Below are 19271 nucleotides of genomic sequence, written 5' to 3' on the forward strand. Positions count from 1 at the left end.
GCTGCGGCACGCCCCGGGCGGGCCGGCCGCCGCGGGTGCGGCGGGTCGTGCCGCGCCGGGTGCACCGCCGCCCCCGCCGCCCGCCGAGCTGCGGGGCGGGGGCGCCCAGCCGCCTGCCGCTCCGGCCGCCCCGGTGACGCCGCCGCCGGCGAACCCGGCCGCGGCGGGCATCGCCTACGAGGCGACCCAGCTGGCGCACGCGATCGAGATGCCGCCGGCGCCGCACGCGCACGGCACGCCGCCGCACGGTGGCCCGGCCGTCCCGCCGCCCGGTCCGCCGACCGGACCGGGCATGCCCGGGACGCCGGCCGCCCCGCCCCCGCCGGGGCCCGTCCCGGTGCCGGGCGTCGGCTACGGCTACCCGGCCGTCGGGGCGCCGGGCGCGCCCGGACCCGCGGTACCCCCGCCGCCGGTGGTGCCCGCGCCGTTGGCGCCGGCCGCGCCGGGTGTCCCCGGTGTGCCGTCGATCGGGCCCGGCACGGTGGCCGTGGTCAGCTACCGCGGTCCGGACGGTTCCGAGCAGAAGCTGATCCACCGCAGCGAGCCCGGCACCCCGCACCCCGAGTGGAAGGCGATGCACGAGTTGCGCCGCCTCAACGTCCCGCCGGACCAGGTGCTCGAACTCCACACCGACCTGGAGCTCTGCGACGTCCCCGGGGGCTACTGCGCCCGGATGGTGCGGGCCTCCTGGCCGAACGTCAGGCTCAGCCACACCGCCCCGTACGGACGGGACCACCAGTCGCGGCAGGCGGGCATGGCGGTGCTGGTGGACCACGTCGACCAGCTGCACCAGCTGGCCGCCGCTCCGCAGCGGCCGCGGCCGGTCCGTGCGCCGCTGCCGCCGCCCGGCAGTGTGCCGCCGCTGCCGCCGCTCGCCCCGCAGCAGCTGGCGGGTGAGCTCGGGCAGTCCTTCGGGCCCGGGGTGTTCCGCTTCGAGCAGCGCGCGGTCTCCCGGCAGGGCGTGCCCGAGGCGGTGGCGCACACCCTGGTGTGGGCCGGGCTGCCGCGCGACTTCGCCCCGTTCTTCTGGGCCCATGCGCAGGAGGGGCGGCCCATCCCGACCCTGGCCGAACTGGCGGCCGAGCGCGGTCTGCCGCCCGGGCCGGACTTCGGCGGCTACCTGGTGCTCGGCAACGACTACGGCCGCCAGCTCTGTGTGCAGTACGGCACGGCGGCGGTGGTCGCGGTCGAGATCGAGCCGGGCGGCGAGCCCCCGCGCTTCGTCAACAGCGGGGTGCCGGAGTTCGTCCGCAGCCTGGCCCTGCTCGGCCGGATGTGGCGCCTGCGCCACGGGCTGACGCCGGACCAGGCGGGCCGGTGGACCACCGACTTCCAGGCCCAGCTCCTCGCCGTCGACCCGGCCGCCCTCCAGTCGCCGGAGACCTGGTGGGGCGTGCTGCTCGAACAGTTCTGGGACGGCATCCTCTGACCTCGCGCTCCCCGTGCCGAACCCGTCGCACGGGACGTACGGGACGACGGGCCGTGCCGGATCCCCGGTGCGGCCCGTCACCGTGCGGTGCGCAGGGCCCGGTTCAGGACACCGGTGACGGGCCACCGGCAGCCGCGGAACCGTCGGCGGACCGTGCGGCGTCCTTACTGGTCATGCGTGGTGCACGGGAGGTTTCGAGCAATCGGAACAGGGCCGATCGGCGTGGTCGTTCACGCGGTCGAGCGGCGCTGTCCTGTTTGGGTTTCGTCCCTGTCTGCGCAAAATAGGTCAAGAGGATGGGCCGACCGGCCCCGTCCTCGTCCACGTCCGACCATGGGCTGCGCAGCCCGCGAGCACGAGGGGAAGAGCCCATGAGCGACGCCGTCTCCCAGCACGGGTTCATGCTGACCCGGCGCGGGTACGCGCCCGAACAGGTCGACCGGGCCATGATGTCCCTGACGTCCGAGCGGGACCGGGCCTGGGAACGGCTCAGCGTGCTCGGCTCGGGCATCCGCGAGATGGAGAAGCGGCTCGCGGACATCGTCCAGGCCGCCGCCGACGCCCCCGAACCCGACTACACCGGCCTCAGCGAGCAGGCCGCCCGGCTGATGGCCATCGCCCAGGCCGAGTCGGTCGCCGTCCGGGAGTCCGCCGAGCGCGCCGCCGAGGACGCCAGGGACGACGCGTACGAGGCGGGGCAGAAGGCTGCCACCGAGGCGCGGGAGTTCTCCACCACCACCCGCAACGAGGCCGACCAGGCCGCCCGCCGTACCGAGGAGCGCACCCGCGCCGAGGCCGAGCGGCTGCGGGCCGAGGCCGACCGCGACTCCCGCAGCACCCGGGACGTCGCCACGGCGGAGGCCGCCAAGGTCCGGGTGAGCGCGGCCGAGGCGGAGGAGCGGGCCGAGGCCAAGCTGGCCGAGCTGCGGCGCCGTGCGGACGAGATGTTCGCCGCCGCCGAGTCCAGGGCGGACGCCGAGGACGAGAAGATCGCCGCCATCGCGGAGCGCCGGCTCAAGGAGGCCGAGCAGCACCGTGAGGAGGTGCTGGCCGAGATCCGCACCGCCGACGCGCAGGCCCAGGTCGAGGCCGACCGGCTGCTCGCCGACGCCCGCCGGGAGGCCGAGCGGATCCAGACGGCGAGCGAGCACGAGCAGCGGGAGTTCGCCGAGCGCCAGGAGCAGGTGCAGGTGCACCTGGACCACATCAAGCAGACCCTGGCCGCACTGACCGGTGCGGCGGTCGGCGCCGTCGAGGGGGCCTCGGCCGTACGGGCGCTGGAGCCGGCCCCCGCACCGCAGCGGGCCGCCGTCGAACCGGCGCGCCGGGCCCCGGAGCCGGCCGAGGCCACGACCCAGGAGCTCCAGACCCGCGCGGCCGAGGCGCCCGCCACCAGCGAGAAGCCCACCACCGCGCTGCACGCACTGCAGGCCGTCCCGCCGAGGCCGACCACCCCGCCGCCCGCCGCGCCCGCACCCGCCGCCAAGGTGCCGGAGGCCGCGACGCGGATCATCCCGAAGATCGTGATCGTGGACGACGGCGCGGAGTACCCGAGCGAGGTCGTCCACCGCCGCTGAGGGCGGACCGGCCCCGGGGCCGCTGCGCCGGGGCCTGCCGGGCGCGCGGGTCCACCCGCAGGTGCGGACGCACAGTGGGCCAGGACCCGTGGCGCCCTCCAGGAAAGGGCGCCACGACTCCCGGCGAATGGGCACGGGCGCCCCCACCCAGGGTCGCCCGGCCACGCACTCCCGACCCCCATCGGGGTGCGCCGGTGGCCACCGCCTCCATCCCCCACGGTTGGGTGCGGCGGGCACGCACACCATCCTGCGTGACCACCATGGACAGGCAGTGACAGGAGTATGTCCAGTTCGTGTGATCTCCGCTGCGTGATCCGGACGGGCCCCGGCGGTGCTCTTCACGTGCGCGTCGGCGCTGCGGCGTAGGCTGGAGTTCCCCGGGCGCGCCGCGTGCCGGGCCGTTCGCGTTGCCCGGCCGGTCGTCCGGCGCCTGGGCACTCCAGCCACAGGACGAAGAAGAGACTCGTATGAGCCTGTCCGGACTGCTCGATGTCGTCGTACGGGATGCCGCCCTCGCCGAGGCGATCGAAGCGGCGGCTGCCGGTACCACCGCAGGGGGCAGGCAGCACCTCGACCTGGTCGGTCCGCCGGCCGCGCGGCCGTTCGTGATCGCGGCACTGGCCCGCTCGCTCGCCGGGCGGGCGGGTGCCCAGGGCCGTCCGGTGCTCGCCGTGACGGCCACCGGCCGGGAGGCCGAGGACCTCGCGGCCAGTCTGCGCTCGCTGCTGCCCGCCGATGCGGTGGCCGAGTTCCCGGCCTGGGAGACGCTGCCGCACGAGCGGCTGTCGCCGCGTTCGGACACGGTCGGCCGCCGGCTGGCGGTGCTGCGCCGGATCGTCCACCCGCGTGCCGACGACCCGGCGGCGGGGCCGGTCCAGGTGATCGTGGCGCCGGTCCGCTCGGTGCTCCAGCCGCAGGTGAAGGGGCTGGCCGAGCTGGAGCCGGTGGCACTGCAGCGCGGTGAGCAGCACGACCTGGAGGAGGTGGCCCGCAGGCTGTCGGCCGCCGCCTACGCCCGGGTCGAACTGGTCGAGAAGCGCGGCGAGTTCGCGGTGCGCGGCGGAATCCTGGACGTCTTCCCGCCGACCGAGGAGCACCCGCTCCGGGTCGAGTTCTGGGGCGACGACGTCGAGGAGATCCGCTACTTCAAGGTCGCCGACCAGCGGTCGCTGGAGATCGCCGAGCACGGCCTCTGGGCGCCGCCCTGCCGTGAGCTGCTGCTCACCGACGAGGTCCGGGCCCGTGCCGCCGCACTGGCCCAGGACCACCCCGAGCTGGGCGAGATCCTGGACAAGATCGCCCAGGGCATCGCGGTCGAGGGCATGGAGTCGCTGGCGCCGGTCCTGGTGGACGACATGGAGCTGCTGCTCGACGTGCTGCCGCAGGGCTCGGTCGCGGTGGTCTGCGATCCCGAGCGGGTGCGGACCCGGGCGGCCGACCTGGTGGCGACCAGTCAGGAGTTCCTGCACGCCTCCTGGGTGGCCGCGGCCGCGGGTGCCGACCGGCCGATCGACCTGGAGATGATCGACGTCTCGGCGGCCTCGCTCCGGTCGCTGGCCGACGTGCGCGAGCACGCGGCGGAGGTCGGCCTGCCCTGGTGGTCCGTCAGCCCGTTCGCCACCAGCGACTCCGCGTCCTCGGCGGGTTCGGAGATCCTGGAGTTCGACGCCAACACGCTCGGCCTCGGCATGCACGCGGTCGAGGCGTACCGGGGCGACACCGCCCGCGCGATCGCCGATGCCAAGGAGCGGCTGAACGCCGACTGGCGGGTCGTCATGGTGACCGAGGGCCACGGTCCGGCCGCCCGCCTCGCCGAGGTGCTCGGCAACGAGGGCATCCCGGCCCGGCTGGTCGCCGACCTCACCGAGGCCCCGACCCGGGACGTCGTCCACGTCTCCTGCGGCTCGATCGAGCACGGCTTCGTGGACGAGGGCCTCAAGCTGACGGTCATCACCGAGACCGACCTCTCCGGTCAGAAGTCCTCCACCAAGGACATGCGCCGGATGCCGTCCCGCCGTCGCAACGCGATCGACCCGCTCGCGCTCCAGGCCGGCGACTACGTGGTGCACGAGGCGCACGGCGTCGGCAGGTACGTGGAGATGGTGCAGCGCACCGTCCAGGGCGCGACCCGCGAGTACCTGGTGCTGGAGTACGCCCCCGCCAAGCGCGGCCACCCCGGCGACCGGCTGTTCGTGCCGACCGACCAGCTGGACCAGGTGACCAAGTACGTCGGCGGCGAGGCCCCGACCCTGCACCGGCTCGGCGGCGCGGACTGGGCCAAGACCAAGCAGCGGGCCAAGAAGGCGGTCAAGGAGATCGCCGCCGACCTGATCAAGCTGTACTCGGCCCGGATGGCGGCCCCCGGGCACACCTTCGGCCCGGACACCCCCTGGCAGCGAGAGCTGGAGGACGCCTTCCCGTACGCGGAGACGCCCGACCAGCTGACCACCATCGCCGAGGTCAAGGCGGACATGGAGAAGTCCGTCCCGATGGACCGGCTGATCTGCGGCGACGTCGGCTACGGGAAGACCGAGATCGCGGTGCGGGCGGCCTTCAAGGCGGTCCAGGACGGCAAGCAGGTGGCGGTGCTGGTGCCGACCACGCTGCTGGTGCAGCAGCACTTCTCCACCTTCGCCGAGCGGTACGCCAACTTCCCGGTCAACGTCAGGGCGCTCTCGCGCTTCCAGACCGACACCGAGGCGAAGGCGGTCCTGGAGGGCCTGCGCGAGGGCTCGGTGGACGTGGTGATCGGTACCCACCGGCTGTTCTCCAACGAGACGAAGTTCAAGGACCTCGGCCTGGTCATCGTCGACGAGGAGCAGCGCTTCGGCGTCGAGCACAAGGAGCAGCTGAAGAAGCTGCGGGCCAACGTGGACGTGCTGACCATGTCCGCGACGCCGATCCCGCGCACCCTGGAGATGGCGGTCACCGGGATCCGGGAGATGTCCACCATCACCACCCCGCCGGAGGAGCGGCACCCGGTGCTGACCTTCGTCGGCCCGTACGACGAGAAGCAGATCTCGGCGGCGATCCGGCGCGAACTCCTGCGCGAGGGGCAGGTGTTCTACATCCACAACCGGGTCGAGTCGATCGACAAGGCCGCGGCCCGGCTGAAGGACCTGGTGCCCGAGGCGCGGATCGCCACCGCGCACGGGCAGATGGGGGAGACCCAGCTGGAGAAGGTGGTCGTCGACTTCTGGGAGAAGGAGTTCGACGTCCTGGTCTCCACCACGATCGTGGAGTCCGGCATCGACATCTCCAACGCCAACACCCTGATCGTGGAGCGCGGCGACACCTTCGGCCTCTCCCAGCTGCACCAGCTGCGCGGCCGGGTCGGCCGCGGGCGGGAGCGCGGCTACGCGTACATGCTGTACCCGCCGGAGCGGCCGCTCACCGAGACCGCGCACGAGCGGCTGGCCACCATCGCCCAGCACACCGAGATGGGTGCCGGCATGTACGTGGCGATGAAGGACCTGGAGATCCGCGGTGCGGGCAACCTGCTCGGCGGCGAGCAGTCCGGGCACATCGCGGGCGTCGGCTTCGACCTCTACATGCGGATGGTCGGCGAGGCGGTGGCCGAGTTCCGCGAGTCGCTGGCCGGCGGCGGGGAGCCGGAGGAGGAGCCGCTCGAGGTGAAGATCGAGCTGCCCGTGGACGCCCACGTGCCGCACGACTACGCCCCCGGGGAGCGGCTGCGCCTGCAGGCGTACCGCTCGATCGCGGCGGTGAACTCGGAGGAGGACATCGTCCACGTCCGTGAGGAGCTCACCGACCGCTACGGCAAGCTGCCCGAGCCGGTGGAGAACCTGCTGCTGGTGGCCGGGCTGCGGCTGTTCGCGCGCCGCTGCGGCGTCGCCGACATCACCCTGCAGGGGCCGAACGTGCGCTTCGGCCCGGTCGAGCTGCGGGAGTCGCAGCAGCTGCGGCTGAACCGGCTCTACCCCCGCAGCCAGGTGAAGGCGGCGGCCGGGCAGGTGCTGGTGCCCCGGCCGAGCACCGGCAGGATCGGCGGCAAGCCGCTGGTCGGGCGGGACCTTCTCGGCTGGTGCGCGGAGTTCCTCACCACGATGTTCGACGACCTGGCGGGGTCGAAGAAGTAGCGGCTGTGCTCCGGTCGTTCGGCGGTCTCAGGTCCGGTCGGGCCTGAGACCGCCGTCGTCGGTGCCTGCCGGCGGCGGCCGGTGCGGTTCAGGAGAGCTTCCACTGGCCGGTCTGCGGGGCCATCCCGCTGTCCAGGGTGAACTGCACCCGGTCGATCCGGGTGCCCTCGGGGACCTCGAAGGTGATGAAGCCCATGCCGCTGTCGCCGGGGGCGATGTCGGCGGCGCCGCCCGAGAAGCCGGGGCCGGCCTTGGTCTCGGCGAAGCCCGGGCCGAAGGACTGGCCCTGGCCCTGGCCGTCCCCTTCCCCGGCTCCCGCCCAGGCCCCGGTGCTCGGGACGGTCGTGCCCGCTCCGGCCTACGCATCAACCCCTGCATCGAACGCGGTTCCTGACCCCGCATCGTCGTCTGCTCCGGCCCCCGCTCCGGCCCCTGCTCCGGCTCCTGCTCCGGCTCCGGGCCCCGCGCGACTCCCGGAGCCCCGGACCGCGGACGACCTCCAGCAGCTCGGCGAACTGCTGCGCCGCCAGGTCCAGGAGCCCCGCCAGTGAGCGAGCCGCGCGTCATCGACGGCCGCTACCGCCTCGCCGAGAAGATCGGCCACGGCGGCATGGGCCAGGTCTGGGCGGCGTACGACGAGCGGCTGGACCGCCGGGTCGCCGTCAAGCTGCTCCGCACCGACCTGCTGCTGGCGGCCACGGCGGCCGCTGCGACGGACCGCCGGGGAGGTGCCGAGAGCCGCCGCAGCCGGGGCGACGAGCTGCGCCGCCGGTTCCTGCGCGAGTGCCGGATCACCGCCGCGCTGGACCATCCCGGTCTGGTCACCGTCTTCGACGCGGGCGAGCAGGACGGCGAGCTGTACCTGGTCATGCAGCGCATCCCCGGTCTCAGCCTGGCCGACCTGATGGCCGAGGAGGACCCCTTCCCGATCGAGTGGGCGGTCGCGGTGGCTGCCCAGATCTGCGCGGCGCTCGCCGTCGTGCACGCCGTGCCCGTGGTCCACCGCGACCTGAAGCCGAGCAATGTGATGGTCCGCGAGGACGGCCGGGTGGTGCTGCTTGACCTCGGGATCGCCACCGCGCTGGACGCCGACGCGACCCGGCTCACACTCACCGGCGTCCCCGTCGGCAGCCCCACGTACATGGCGCCGGAGCAGGCCCTGGCGACCGCCGCCGACCCGCGCAGCGACCTCTACGCGCTCGGCTGCATGCTGCACGAGATGCTGGCCGGCGAGGCCCCGTTCCGGGCCCCGACCGCGCTCGGCCTGCTCCACCGGCACCTCGGGGAAGCCCCGCTCCCGCTGCGCGAGTTGCGTCCCGAGACCCCGGCCGAGCTGGAGGCGCTGGTCCTCGACCTGCTGGCCAAACAGCCGGCCGACCGGCCTGCCGACGTCCAGCACGTCCACGCCCGGCTGCTCCCGCTGCTGCCGGCGGCCACCGGCGTGCCGCAGCCCCGGTACGCCCCGCTGCCCGATCCGACCAGCCCCTACCGGTACCCGCACCAGCCGCAGCCCGCGCCGGTCCCGGCGGCGCCCGTGGCCGAACCGCGGTCGCAGCGGCCGGTACGGCTCGAGGCCCGACCGGCCGGGCCGGCCGCGCCGGTCGGTCAGGTCGGTCCGGTCCTCGGAGCGCGGCAACAGCCTTCGAGTGAAGCCGACCTGACCGCCGCCTGTGCCGAACTCGCCGACCTGGTCGCGGCCCGCCGCCACGCCGAGGTGATCGACCTCGCCGCCCGTCTGCTGCCCAGGGCACAGTCCGAACTCGGCGACGCCGCACCGCCCGTACGCACCATCCGGGCCATCTACGCCCGGACCCTGCTGCAGGAGGGCCAGTACCGGGCGGCACTGCCCGAGTGCCGGCTGCTCGCCGCGGCGGCGGCCGCCGAGTACGGCGCGCAGCACCCGAAGGCCCTCGATGCGCGCCGGGAGGCCGCCACCTGCCTGGAGCACCTCGGGCAGGGCGCCGAGGCCGGTGCCGAGTACCACGCCCTGCTGGCCGCCTACCAGGCCAGGCTCGACGCCGGTCTGGACACCGATCCCGAGCCGAGTTTCGAACTCCGCGAGCGCATCGGCCTGTTGGCGACGGCCTCGGGTGACGTGGCAGCGGCGTGGCAGGGGCTGCTGCAACTGCTCTTCGACCGTGAGCGGCGGTTCGGGCCGCACCACCCGGACGTCAAGCGCCTGCGGCAGACCCTGGACCAGCTGAACGCCCGCCGCACCGGGACCGGCCCGGTCACCGCTCCGGCACTGTCGGCCGTACCGGCCGTTCGGCCTGTCGTCGAACAGCCTGTCGTCGAACAGCCTGCCGTCGATCCGCGAGTCGTCGATCCGCGCGCGGCGGGGTGGTCGACACCCGGTCCGTTCCCGCGAACCGGCGGTCGCTGAACCGCTGTTCGGTGGATCCGCATGACCCATTCGGTGCAAGGTCTGGGCAAGGCGTCGCGCCGCTCCCTATTGTCTGTACCTGCCAGGAGAACCATCGGACACCGCATCAGCCACACCGTCCCCCGCGCCTCGGGCCGGGGGCACCCCTGCCAGGGAGGCCACACGTGATCCGCACCAACTCCGCCCAGCGCCAAACCCGTACGGCCGTCGGCGCCGTCGGCGTCCTGATCGCCGCAGCGGCCCTCACCGCCTGCGGCGGCCCGGCGCGCCAGGGTGCGGCGGCCGTGCTCGGCGGGCAGCGGATCACCATCGCGACCGTGGAGGCCAAGGTGTCCGCACTGCGGGACGAGGTCGACGCCCAGGGCAGCGGGCCGCGCACCGAACGCGCCGGGCTGACCAATCGGGCGTTGGCCGACCTGGTCCTCAGCCGGGTGGTCGACCGCGCCCTGTCCGACCGCCAACTCGACATCAGCCGGACCGAGATCAGCCAGGCCCGGGACGCCGACGCGAAGCTGCTCGGCGGGGAGAGCGAGCTCCAGCGGGAGCTGCTGCTCAAGCAGGGCGTCTCCACCGGGGACACGGACGCCTTCTACCGGCAGCAGCTCGGCATCCAGAAGTTGGCCGCCGCCGAGGGCAAGGACGCCCGGACAGCCGAGGGGGACGCGGTCGTCCGCAAGGCCCTCGCCGCAGCCGGCACCGAGCTCAAGGTCGTGGTCAACCCGCGCTACGGCACCTGGGATCCGCAGCAGGTCTCCCTGGTCGACACCTCCCCCGACTGGCTCCCGCAGCGCGCCACCTCCAGCTGACGGGGTCGGCCCGCCCCAGGGCCCGGAAGCACGGGCACCCCCAAGGGGCGGAGCACCCCAGGTGCACGCGGGGGCATGGGTGCGCTCCGGGGGCGCGGGGAACTGCGTGCATCGGAGGGATCCAGCGGCCGGCCGGAGTCCCCGGATCGGTTGCACCTCCGCGCCGCCGGTGGGGCGATGCGCCTTGACACCCCCCGGGTGGGGCGGTGCCTCGGGGCCGCCCGCTCCGCGTGCTTGCTCGCGCCCCTCGGGCGAACCCTTGTTCCCGCCACCGGGGTCCGTTCTCCGCCCGGGAGCCCCCTGCACGGGGCGGCGGGGATGAATGGGGCGGTGGCCGGGGTGGGCGGGCAGGTAGGTTCGGAGCGTGGACGACACTGCGAAGCTGATCCTGCTCACCACCACCCACCGGGTCGCCCCCGGGCTGCTGTCCTGGCCGGCCTGGGAGGCCCTGCGCGGGGCCGACCGAGTGCTGGCCGGGGATCCGGCGCACCCGCAGCTGCCCGCCCTCCGCCAGGCCGGGGTCGAGGTGGAGCTGGTCGAGCAGGGCAGCGCCCCGGCGCTGGCCCGGCTGTTGACCGGGTCCGCCCCGGCCGTCTGGCTCGGCAGCCCGGACGGCGACCCCGGCCTGACCGACGCGCTGGCCCGGATCGCGGTGGAGGAGGCGGGGCAGGTCCCGGAGATCGAGATCCTCCCGGGCTCGTACGACCTGCCCGGTGCCCGGCTGCTCGACCTGGTCTCGGTGATGGACCGGCTGCGCTCGCCCGGCGGCTGTCCGTGGGACGCCGAGCAGACCCATGCCTCCCTGGTGAAGTACCTGGTCGAGGAGGCGTTCGAGCTGGTCGAGGCGATCGAGGAGGACGACCGGGAGACGCTGCGCGAGGAACTCGGCGACGTCCTGCTCCAGGTGTTCTTCCACTCCCGGATCGCGGAGGAGCACGGAGAGGACCCGTTCACCATCGACGACGTGGCCGGGGACATCGTCGAGAAGCTGATGTACCGCCACCCACACGTCTTCGGGGACGTCGAGGCGAGCGGGACGGCCCAGGTCGAGGCCAACTGGGAGCAGCTCAAGGCGGCCGAGAAGCAGCGCGAGTCCGTCCTGGACGGCGTCCCGGCCGGGCTGCCCGCGTTGGCGTACGCGGCCAAGCTGGTCTCCCGGGTCCGCCGGGCGGGCTTCACCGGGGTGCCGGACGAGCCGTACGAGCTGCCCGCCGAGCTGACGTCCGAGTCGGCGGGCGAGCTGCTGCTCGCCGTGGTCCAGCGGGCCCACGACGCGGGTGTGGACGTCGATGCGGCGCTCCGCGCGGCTGCGCGCGGCTACCGCGGCGCGGTACGCGCAGCGGAGGGGCTCGCCACCGACTGACGGAGTGCCCGGCCGGCCGGGAGCGGCCAAGGGCATGGGGGCGGCCGAGGGCGCGAGGAAGCCAAGGGCGCGGGGCGCAGCTCTGCAGCGGAGACGGGCGCTCCGACCTGCGCTCCCCGGCGCGCGTTCCTCGGGCGCGCACGCCCCGCGCCCGAGGTGCCGGCCACCCCGTGCCCACGCCGCCGGTGCTTCCGGTGCTCCCAGAGCGGCCGGTGCTCCCGGCGCGGGCAGGCTAGGCCGAGCGGGGCAGGTCCACGTGCTGCTGGAGCGGGCTGCGCTGGGGCGGGACGACCTCGCTGATGGCGTCGCCGAGCAGGGCGAGCAGCTCGGCCAGCGGGGCGAGGTGGCCGGGCAGCTCGGCCAGCGTGACGATCCGCTCGCCGTCCGGGCCCGCGATGCAGAACAGGTCGATCGGGCCGAGGTGCTTGGCAGCGGTGTCCACCAGCGCGGCCACGTCGCTGGGCTGGTGGATGTCGCCGGACACACCGACCACCGGGCAGCCGGGACGGTCGAGTTCGGCGGCGAGGTCCTCGGCGACGCCGGCCCGCAGGTCGGCGACCAGGATCCCGGCGGCGCCCGCCGCGGCGAACCGGCGGGCCAGGCCGTCGCCGGACCCACCGTCGAGTACCGCGATGACCACCACTGCCCCGGCTACTCGCATGGCCTGCTCCTCCTTGAGCTGTGCCCTGTGGACGACTCCGCACTGCCGTCCATCAGAGTCATTGCGGAGGATCGTAGGCACTGCGCGAGCCTCCGCGACACTCATTACCCGCCAGGTGACCAGGCTCACTCCTGCGAGGACGGTCCGGCCGGCGGGGTGAGCGTGTCACGGACCCCAGCAGCCCCGGTCACCTGGCCGTCATCACCCTGTCACCTTCGGCGGGTCCGCCTCCGGCCGGTCCACCTCCGGTCGCCCGTTCGAAGCGCCGCGCCCCGGGAGAGCGCCCGGCGGATCCTCGGCGGCCCGCGGCCCGCGTGGTCCCGCCGATGACGCCCCGCCGGTGCTGCCCACCAGTGGTGCCGCCCACGTGACGCCGCCCGTGGCGATGTGTCGCCCCTGCCGCCGGATACCGTCGTGGCATGCCGGAATCGCCCGAATCCACCCCGCAGCCGGAACTCTTCACCTGGGAGTTCGCCGCCGATCCCTACCCCGCGTACGCCTGGCTGCGCGAACACGCGCCGGTGCACCGCACCACGCTGCCGAGCGGGGTGGACGCCTGGCTGGTCACCCGGTACGCCGACGCCCGGCAGGCGCTGGCCGACGGCCGGTTGTCCAAGAACCCCGCCCACCACAGCGAGCAGGCGCACCGCAGCGGCCGGGTGGGCATCCCGGGGGAGCGGCAGGCGGACCTGATGACCCACCTGCTGAACATCGACCCGCCGGACCACACCCGGCTGCGGCGGCTGGTGTCGAAGGCGTTCACCCCACGCCGGGTGGCCGAGTTCGAACCGCGGGTGCAGCAGCTGACGGACCGGCTGATCGACGGCTTCGCCGGGCGCGGCTCGGCCGACCTGATCCACGAGTTCGCCTTCCCGCTCCCCATCTATGCGATCTGCGACCTGCTGGGCGTCCCGCCGGAGGACCAGGACGACTTCCGGGACTGGGCCGGGATGATGATCCGCCACCACGGCGGCCAGCGCGGCGGTGTGGGCCGGGCGGTGAAGCGCATGCGGTCCTACCTGGCCGAGCTGATCCACCGGAAGCGGGCCGACCTCGGGGACGATCTGATCTCCGGTCTGATCCGGGCCAGTGACCACGGTGAGCACCTCACCGAGAACGAGGCCGCCGCGATGGCGTTCATCCTGCTGTTCGCGGGCTTCGAGACCACCGTCAACCTCATCGGCAACGGCCTGTTCGCGCTGCTCCGCCACCCGGAGCAGCGGGCCCGGCTGCAGGAGTCGGTTCTGCGCGGGGAGAAGGAGCTGCTGGCCACCGGCGTGGAGGAACTCCTGCGCTACGACGGTCCGGTGGAGCTGGCCACCTGGCGGTTCGCGACCCGCCCGCTGAGCATCGGCGGCGTGGAGATCCCGGTCGGGGACCCGGTGCTGGTGGTACTCGCGGCCGCGGACCGCGACCCGGCCAGGTTCGCCGAGGAGAACACCCTGGATCTGGCGCGAAAGGACAATCCGCACCTGGGTTTCGGCCACGGCATCCACTACTGCATCGGCGCCCCGCTGGCCCGACTCGAGGGGCAGGCCGCGCTGGCGACGCTGCTCACCCGGCTGCCGGACCTTCAACTCGCCGCCGACCCCGCTGAACTGCGCTGGCGAGGTGGTCTGATCATGCGTGGACTGCGCGAACTGCCGGTTTCCTTTACCGCGCAACAGCGCTGATCTTCCCCGCAATCCGGCAGTCATTCTTGGGATTTCGGTGAGATGTGCCACATGGTGTCCGGAGGCTTCCGGACACCAGGCAAACCGGGCGTGTCGGGCTGACGGCGTGTCTGATTTGCCCTGTTTGCGACTCTCTGAATACGCATCAAACCGGACAAAGCCACACCGTTTGTAAGCGCACATAAACAGACCGTAATTCCCGTGTGATGTACGGGATATGAGCTTGTGATTGGTGTGAGGGTATGCGTAGTCTCCGTTGAGTTCGCAGTTGCGAACCCCGTTGCGCGGAACGCCAAACCTTGCCCGCCGCGCCTCGGGACACCGACCAGAACCCTTGGGCAAGGGCGGGGGACCCAGGTTTCGTCGCCGTCCCCACGGCTTGGGGTGAAGCCGCCTCAGCAGGGCAGGAAGCCATTCCTGTCCCGCCTACCGCGGCCGGGCCAACCTCCCGGTCCGAACCCGACAGCTCACCTCGCAGGCGTGCGGAGAGGACACCTTCATGCTGTTCACCGGTTCGGGCCGTCACCGTCGAAAGACCCAGGCCGAGAAGGCCATCGCCGTCGCCGGTGTGGCCGGCGTCGGCCTCGCGATGCCGCTGCTCGCCGCCACCGGCGCGCACGCCGCCTCCGTGTCGACCTGGGACAAGGTCGCCGAGTGCGAGAGCGGCGGCGACTGGAGCATCAACACCGGCAATGGCTTCTACGGCGGTCTCCAGTTCACCTCCAGCACGTGGAAGGCGTACGGCGGCGGCCAGTACGCCGACCAGGCCAACCACGCGAGCAAGGGCCAGCAGATCGCCGTCGCCCAGAAGGTCCTCGCCTCGCAGGGGCCCGGCGCCTGGCCGGTCTGCTCGGTCGAGGCGGGCCTGGGCAAGGACGGTTCGGCGGCCGACGTCGACACCGGCAGCTCCAAGTCCAGCTCGTACAGCAGCAAGAGCAGCAGCACCAAGAGCAGCAGCGCCAAGAAGCAGTCCTCGCAGGACGCTTCCCCGTCGAGTGCCGCCCCGAGCTTCCCCGGCCACGCCGGGTACGACGCCGGTTCCGGCAAGTACTGGTACCAGAAGAACGGCGGCTGGTACTGGACCAGCCACCAGAGCATCTACAACCAGTTCGCCGGTGGCGCCGCCCAGCAGGCCCCGGCCCGGCAGGCCCCGGCCCAGAGCCCGGCTCCGGCGGCCGCCACCACGCAGAGCGCCTCCGGTGACAGCTACACCGTCAGGGACGGTGACACGCTGTCGGGCATCGCCCAGGCCCAGCACCTCTCCGGCGGCTGGCAGCACCTCTACGATGCCAACCGCTCCACCATCGGCGGCAACGCCGACCTGATCGTCCCCGGCCAGGTGCTGCACCTGAGCTGATCCCCCGTGGCATGAGGGGCCGTTTCCGCGCGTGCTGCGGAAACGGCCCACTCGTCGTCATTCAGGTGAACTACCGGCGAGTAGCGGGCCACACGCTGAGACGGGGCCAAGGCCAGCGTGGCCAGAGGGCCCGGTGCGGTTAGGCTCTGGTCGTAACGACTCCGCAATCGTCCGCAGACTGCACCCTCTGTCCGTAGGACCTGCTTCCGCTAGGAGATGCCTCGTGCCGTCCATTGATGTCGTCGTAGCCCGTGAGATTCTCGACTCGCGTGGCAACCCCACGGTCGAGGTCGAGGTCGGCCTCGACGACGGCAGCACCGGTCGTGCCGCTGTCCCGTCCGGCGCCTCCACCGGCGCCTTCGAGGCCCTGGAGCTTCGTGACGGCGACAAGAACCGTTACTTCGGCAAGGGCGTGGAGAAGGCCGTCCTCGCCGTCATCGAGCAGATCGGCCCGGAGCTGGTCGGCTACGACGCCACCGAGCAGCGCCTGATCGACCAGGCCATGCTCGACCTGGACGCCACCCCGGACAAGTCCTCGCTGGGCGCCAACGCGATCCTGGGCGTCTCGCTCGCCGTGGCGCACGCCGCCTCCGAGGCCAGCGACCTGCCGCTGTTCCGCTACCTCGGTGGCCCGAACGCGCACGTGCTGCCCGTCCCGATGATGAACATCCTCAACGGCGGTTCGCATGCGGACTCCAACGTCGACATCCAGGAGTTCATGATCGCGCCGATCGGCGCCGAGTCGTTCTCCGAGGCGGTCCGCTGGGGCGTCGAGGTCTACCACACCCTCAAGGGCGTGCTGAAGGAGCGCGGTCTCTCCACCGGCCTGGGCGACGAGGGCGGCTTCGCGCCGAACCTGGACTCCAACCGCGAGGCCCTGGACCTCATCACCGAGGCCATCAAGAAGGCCGGTTACGTGCCGGGCAAGGACGTCGCGCTCGCGCTGGACGTCGCCGCGTCCGAGTTCTACAAGGACGGCGCCTACCAGTTCGAGGGCAAGGCGCTCTCCGCCGCCGAGCTCATCGAGTACTACGCCGAGCTGGTCGCCGCGTACCCGCTGGTCTCCATCGAGGACCCGCTGGACGAGTCGGACTGGGACGGCTGGAAGGCCATGACCGACAAGCTGGGCGACAAGGTCCAGCTGGTCGGTGACGACCTGTTCGTCACCAACCCGGCCCGCCTGGCCAAGGGCATCGAGACCGGCACCGCCAACGCGCTGCTGGTGAAGGTCAACCAGATCGGTTCGCTGACCGAGACCCTGGACGCCGTCGAGCTGGCCCAGCGCAACGGCTACCGCTGCATGATGTCGCACCGCTCCGGTGAGACCGAGGACGTCACCATCGCCGACCTGGCCGTCGCCACCAACTGCGGCCAGATCAAGACCGGTGCCCCGGCCCGCTCCGAGCGCGTCGCCAAGTACAACCAGCTGCTGCGCATCGAGGAGATCCTCGACGACGCCGCCGAGTACGCCGGTCGCGGCGCGTTCCCGCGCTTCCGCGCCGCGGAGTAAACAGCGCCGCGAGCACGAGGGCCGACAGTACGAGGGCTGACACGTTCGGCCGGTCATCGGTGCCCCGCCGCCCCACCCCGTAGGGTTGGGCGGCGGGGCACCGGCGCGCGGGGCCGACGGGAGGGGTACATGGCGAGGTGGAAGATCCCCGGGATCGCCGGGCGGCCACGGTTCACCAGTAGGGCCACGGTGCTCGTCCTGGTCCTGTGCTCGCTCGTGGCGATCCTCGCGTATCCCACCCGCCAGTTCATCGCGCAGCGCTCGGAGATCAACGCCCAGCGTGCCAAGGCCGAGCGCGCCACCCAGCAGGTCGAGCGGCTCGGCCGGGAGCGGGCGCGCTGGCAGGACCCGGCGTTCGTCATGGCGCAGGCCCGCGAGCGGCTGCACTACGCACTGCCGGGTGAGACGCCGTTCGTCTCGATCGACCCGAGCCCGCCCGCCGCCCAGCCCGCCCCCGGTGTGGTGGCGGCCGGTCCGGCCGCCAGGGCCGGTGTGCCCTGGTACACCAGCGTCTGGGGCTCGGTCACACTGGCCGACTCGCCTCCCGTGGCCGATGCCGCCGCTCCGCCCGTCACCGTGCCCGCCGCCCCCACCACCGCTCAGCCAACTGCCCCCGCACCCGCCCCTCGCCAGAGACAGCACCCCAATGACCACTGAGAACCCGTCCACCTCCCAGACCCCTCCTGTCGCCGACTCCGACGTCGCGGCCATCGCGGCCCAGCTCGGCCGGGTGCCGCGCGGCCTGCGCGGTGTCGCGCACCGCTGCCCCTGCGGCAACCCGGACGTCGTGGAGACGGCGCCCCGGCTGCCGGACGGCACGCCGTTCCCGACGCTGTACTACCTGACCTGCCCCAAGGCCGCCTCGCTGATCGGCACCCTGGAGGCGGACGGTGTGATGAAGGACCAGAGCGCCCGGCTCGCCGAGGATCCGGAGCTGGCCGCCGCCTACCGGAAGGCGCACGAGGACTACATCGCCCGCCGTGACGCCATCGAGGTGCTGGAGGGCTTCCCGAGCGCCGGCGGCATGCCGGACCGGGTGAAGTGCCTGCACGTGCTGGTCGGCCACTCGCTGGCGGCCGGGCCCGGCGTCAACCCGCTCGGCGACGAGGCGCTCGGCATGCTGGAGGACTGGTGGGCCAAGGGCCCCTGTGTCAGCCCGGCCGAACTCGCCGAGAGCGAGGCCAAGGTGGCGGCGGAGCGGGCCGAGACCGAGGACCACGCCGCGGTGATCGCCGCCAAGGAACAGAAGACCGCCGAGCGCGCCGCGAAGAAGCGCCAGGCCGAAGAGGAGGGCGAATGACCGCCACCCGGGTCGCCGCGATCGACTGCGGCACCAACTCGATCCGGCTGCTGATCGCCGATCTCGACCCCGAGACCGGCGCGATCGCCGACCGCGACCGCCGGATGATCATCAACCGGCTCGGTCAGGGCGTCGACAGCACCGGCCGGCTGGCGCCCGAGGCGCTGGAGCGGACCTTCGCGGCCTGCCGTGAGTACGCCGCGGTCATCGCCGAGCACGGGGTCGGTCCGGACCGGATCCGGATGGTCGCCACCAGCGCCTCCCGCGACGCCGAGAACGCCGAGGAGTTCACCAAGGGCGTCCGGGGGATCCTGGGCGTCGAGCCCGAGGTGGTCAGCGGCGAGGAGGAGGCGCACCTCTCCTTCATCGGCGCCACCAAGGAGCTGACCGGCGGCGACTTCGAGGCCCCCTACCTGGTCTTCGACCTGGGCGGCGGCTCCACCGAGTTCGTGCTGGGCAGTGCGGACGTCGAGGCGGCCCGCTCGGTGGACATCGGCTGTGTCCGGATGACCGAGCGGCACTTCGCCGGCACCGAGCTGCCGACGCTCGGCCAGATCTCCGCCGCCCAGGCGGACATCCGGGCCGCGCTGGACCAGGCCGCCGAGGTGGTCCCGCTGGACCGGGCGGCGACCCTGGTCGGCCTGGCCGGCACGGTCACCACGGTGGCCGGGATCGCGCTCGACCTGTCGGAGTACGACTCCGCCGCGATCCACCACTCCCGGCTGTCGGTGACCGCGGTCCGCGAGGTGACCGCCCGGCTGCTGAGCTCGACCCACGAGCAGCGCGCGGCGATCCCCGTCATGCACCCCGGCCGGGTGGACGTGATCGCGGCCGGTGCCCTGGTGCTGCTGGAGATCATGGAGCGGACGGGTGCCGCCGAGGTGGTCGTCAGCGAGCACGACATCCTGGACGGCATCGCCTGGAGCATCGCCTGACGCACCCGGCCCGACTCTGTCGGGTCCACAGGTGTCGGCCCCGCTCAGCCGGACGGCCCCTTACCGAATCGGCCCCGGGGCGCCCTTCGCGGCCCCGGGGCCGGTCGCTGTCCGGCCCGCCGCGAAAAACTTCGTGAATTTCTTCACATGGCGATCCAGTCTTTCGTCGCACTTCGC

The 19271-nt window shown here is 73.3% G+C and carries 13 protein-coding genes and 1 riboswitch; of the genes, 12 read left to right on the forward strand and 1 reads right to left on the reverse strand.

The genetic code is table 11. The annotated features are described in order from the left end of the window. The 6 genes from ACFC1R_RS14515 to ACFC1R_RS14540 all read left to right on the forward strand — a co-directional run. On the forward strand, nucleotides 1–1429 hold a 1429-nt coding region (locus ACFC1R_RS14515), incomplete at its 5' end, for an SUKH-4 family immunity protein (protein ID WP_375938133.1). A 371-nt stretch (nucleotides 1430–1800) separates the two neighbouring features. Continuing rightward, entirely contained in the window at nucleotides 1801–3006 is a 1206-nt protein-coding gene (locus ACFC1R_RS14520) for a hypothetical protein (protein ID WP_375938136.1), read from the forward strand. A 467-nt stretch (nucleotides 3007–3473) separates the two neighbouring features. Further along, nucleotides 3474–7106 (forward strand): transcription-repair coupling factor, encoded by a 3633-nt coding sequence (gene mfd / locus ACFC1R_RS14525; protein WP_375938139.1) that lies wholly within the window; start codon nucleotides 3474–3476, stop codon nucleotides 7104–7106. A gap of 547 nt (nucleotides 7107–7653) precedes the next feature. After that, nucleotides 7654–9489, forward strand: a complete 1836-nt coding sequence (locus tag ACFC1R_RS14530; protein ID WP_375938142.1) for a protein kinase — start codon at nucleotides 7654–7656, stop codon at nucleotides 9487–9489. 164 nt (nucleotides 9490–9653) lie between these two features. After that, the gene (locus ACFC1R_RS14535) at nucleotides 9654–10295 is read left to right on the forward strand and encodes a SurA N-terminal domain-containing protein (RefSeq protein ID WP_375938145.1); all 642 of its coding nucleotides are present in this window, start codon (nucleotides 9654–9656) and stop codon (nucleotides 10293–10295) included. Between the two features lie 364 nt (nucleotides 10296–10659). Next, complete coding sequence (locus tag ACFC1R_RS14540) at nucleotides 10660–11658, forward strand: MazG family protein (protein ID WP_375938148.1); 999 nt, start codon at nucleotides 10660–10662, stop codon at nucleotides 11656–11658. A gap of 232 nt (nucleotides 11659–11890) precedes the next feature. On the opposite strand, the gene ACFC1R_RS14545 is transcribed toward ACFC1R_RS14540, so the two are convergent. Next, nucleotides 11891–12319 (reverse strand): SDR family NAD(P)-dependent oxidoreductase, encoded by a 429-nt coding sequence (locus tag ACFC1R_RS14545; RefSeq protein ID WP_375938151.1) that lies wholly within the window; start codon nucleotides 12317–12319, stop codon nucleotides 11891–11893. A gap of 419 nt (nucleotides 12320–12738) precedes the next feature. Between ACFC1R_RS14545 and ACFC1R_RS14550 the strand changes: the two genes are divergently transcribed. The 6 genes from ACFC1R_RS14550 to ACFC1R_RS14575 all read left to right on the forward strand — a co-directional run bounded on the left by ACFC1R_RS14550 (nucleotide 12739) and on the right by ACFC1R_RS14575 (nucleotide 19094). Then, a complete protein-coding gene (locus ACFC1R_RS14550) occupies nucleotides 12739–13992 on the forward strand; it encodes a cytochrome P450 (RefSeq protein ID WP_375938154.1) in 1254 nt (417 codons plus the stop codon). A 294-nt stretch (nucleotides 13993–14286) separates the two neighbouring features. After that, nucleotides 14287–14487, forward strand: a riboswitch (cyclic di-AMP (ydaO/yuaA leader). A gap of 4 nt (nucleotides 14488–14491) precedes the next feature. After that, nucleotides 14492–15349, forward strand: coding sequence for a transglycosylase family protein (locus tag ACFC1R_RS14555; RefSeq protein WP_375938157.1), 858 nt, complete (start codon nucleotides 14492–14494; stop codon nucleotides 15347–15349). Nucleotides 15350–15572: 223 nt separating this feature from the next. Then, nucleotides 15573–16859, forward strand: coding sequence for a phosphopyruvate hydratase (gene eno / locus ACFC1R_RS14560; protein ID WP_375938160.1), 1287 nt, complete (start codon nucleotides 15573–15575; stop codon nucleotides 16857–16859). A 129-nt stretch (nucleotides 16860–16988) separates the two neighbouring features. Further along, the gene (locus ACFC1R_RS14565; RefSeq protein WP_375938163.1) at nucleotides 16989–17516 is read left to right on the forward strand and encodes a septum formation initiator family protein; all 528 of its coding nucleotides are present in this window, start codon (nucleotides 16989–16991) and stop codon (nucleotides 17514–17516) included. Then, entirely contained in the window at nucleotides 17506–18159 is a 654-nt protein-coding gene (locus ACFC1R_RS14570) for a DUF501 domain-containing protein (protein WP_375938166.1), read from the forward strand. The genes ACFC1R_RS14565 and ACFC1R_RS14570 overlap by 11 nt, the downstream gene beginning before the upstream one ends. Beyond that, nucleotides 18156–19094 (forward strand): exopolyphosphatase, encoded by a 939-nt coding sequence (locus tag ACFC1R_RS14575; RefSeq protein ID WP_375938169.1) that lies wholly within the window; start codon nucleotides 18156–18158, stop codon nucleotides 19092–19094. The genes ACFC1R_RS14570 and ACFC1R_RS14575 overlap by 4 nt, the downstream gene beginning before the upstream one ends. Nucleotides 19095–19271: the final 177 nt, after the last annotated feature.

The sequence above is a fragment of the Kitasatospora sp. NPDC056138 genome, from assembly GCF_042264695.1.
Classification (GTDB): domain Bacteria; phylum Actinomycetota; class Actinomycetes; order Streptomycetales; family Streptomycetaceae; genus Kitasatospora.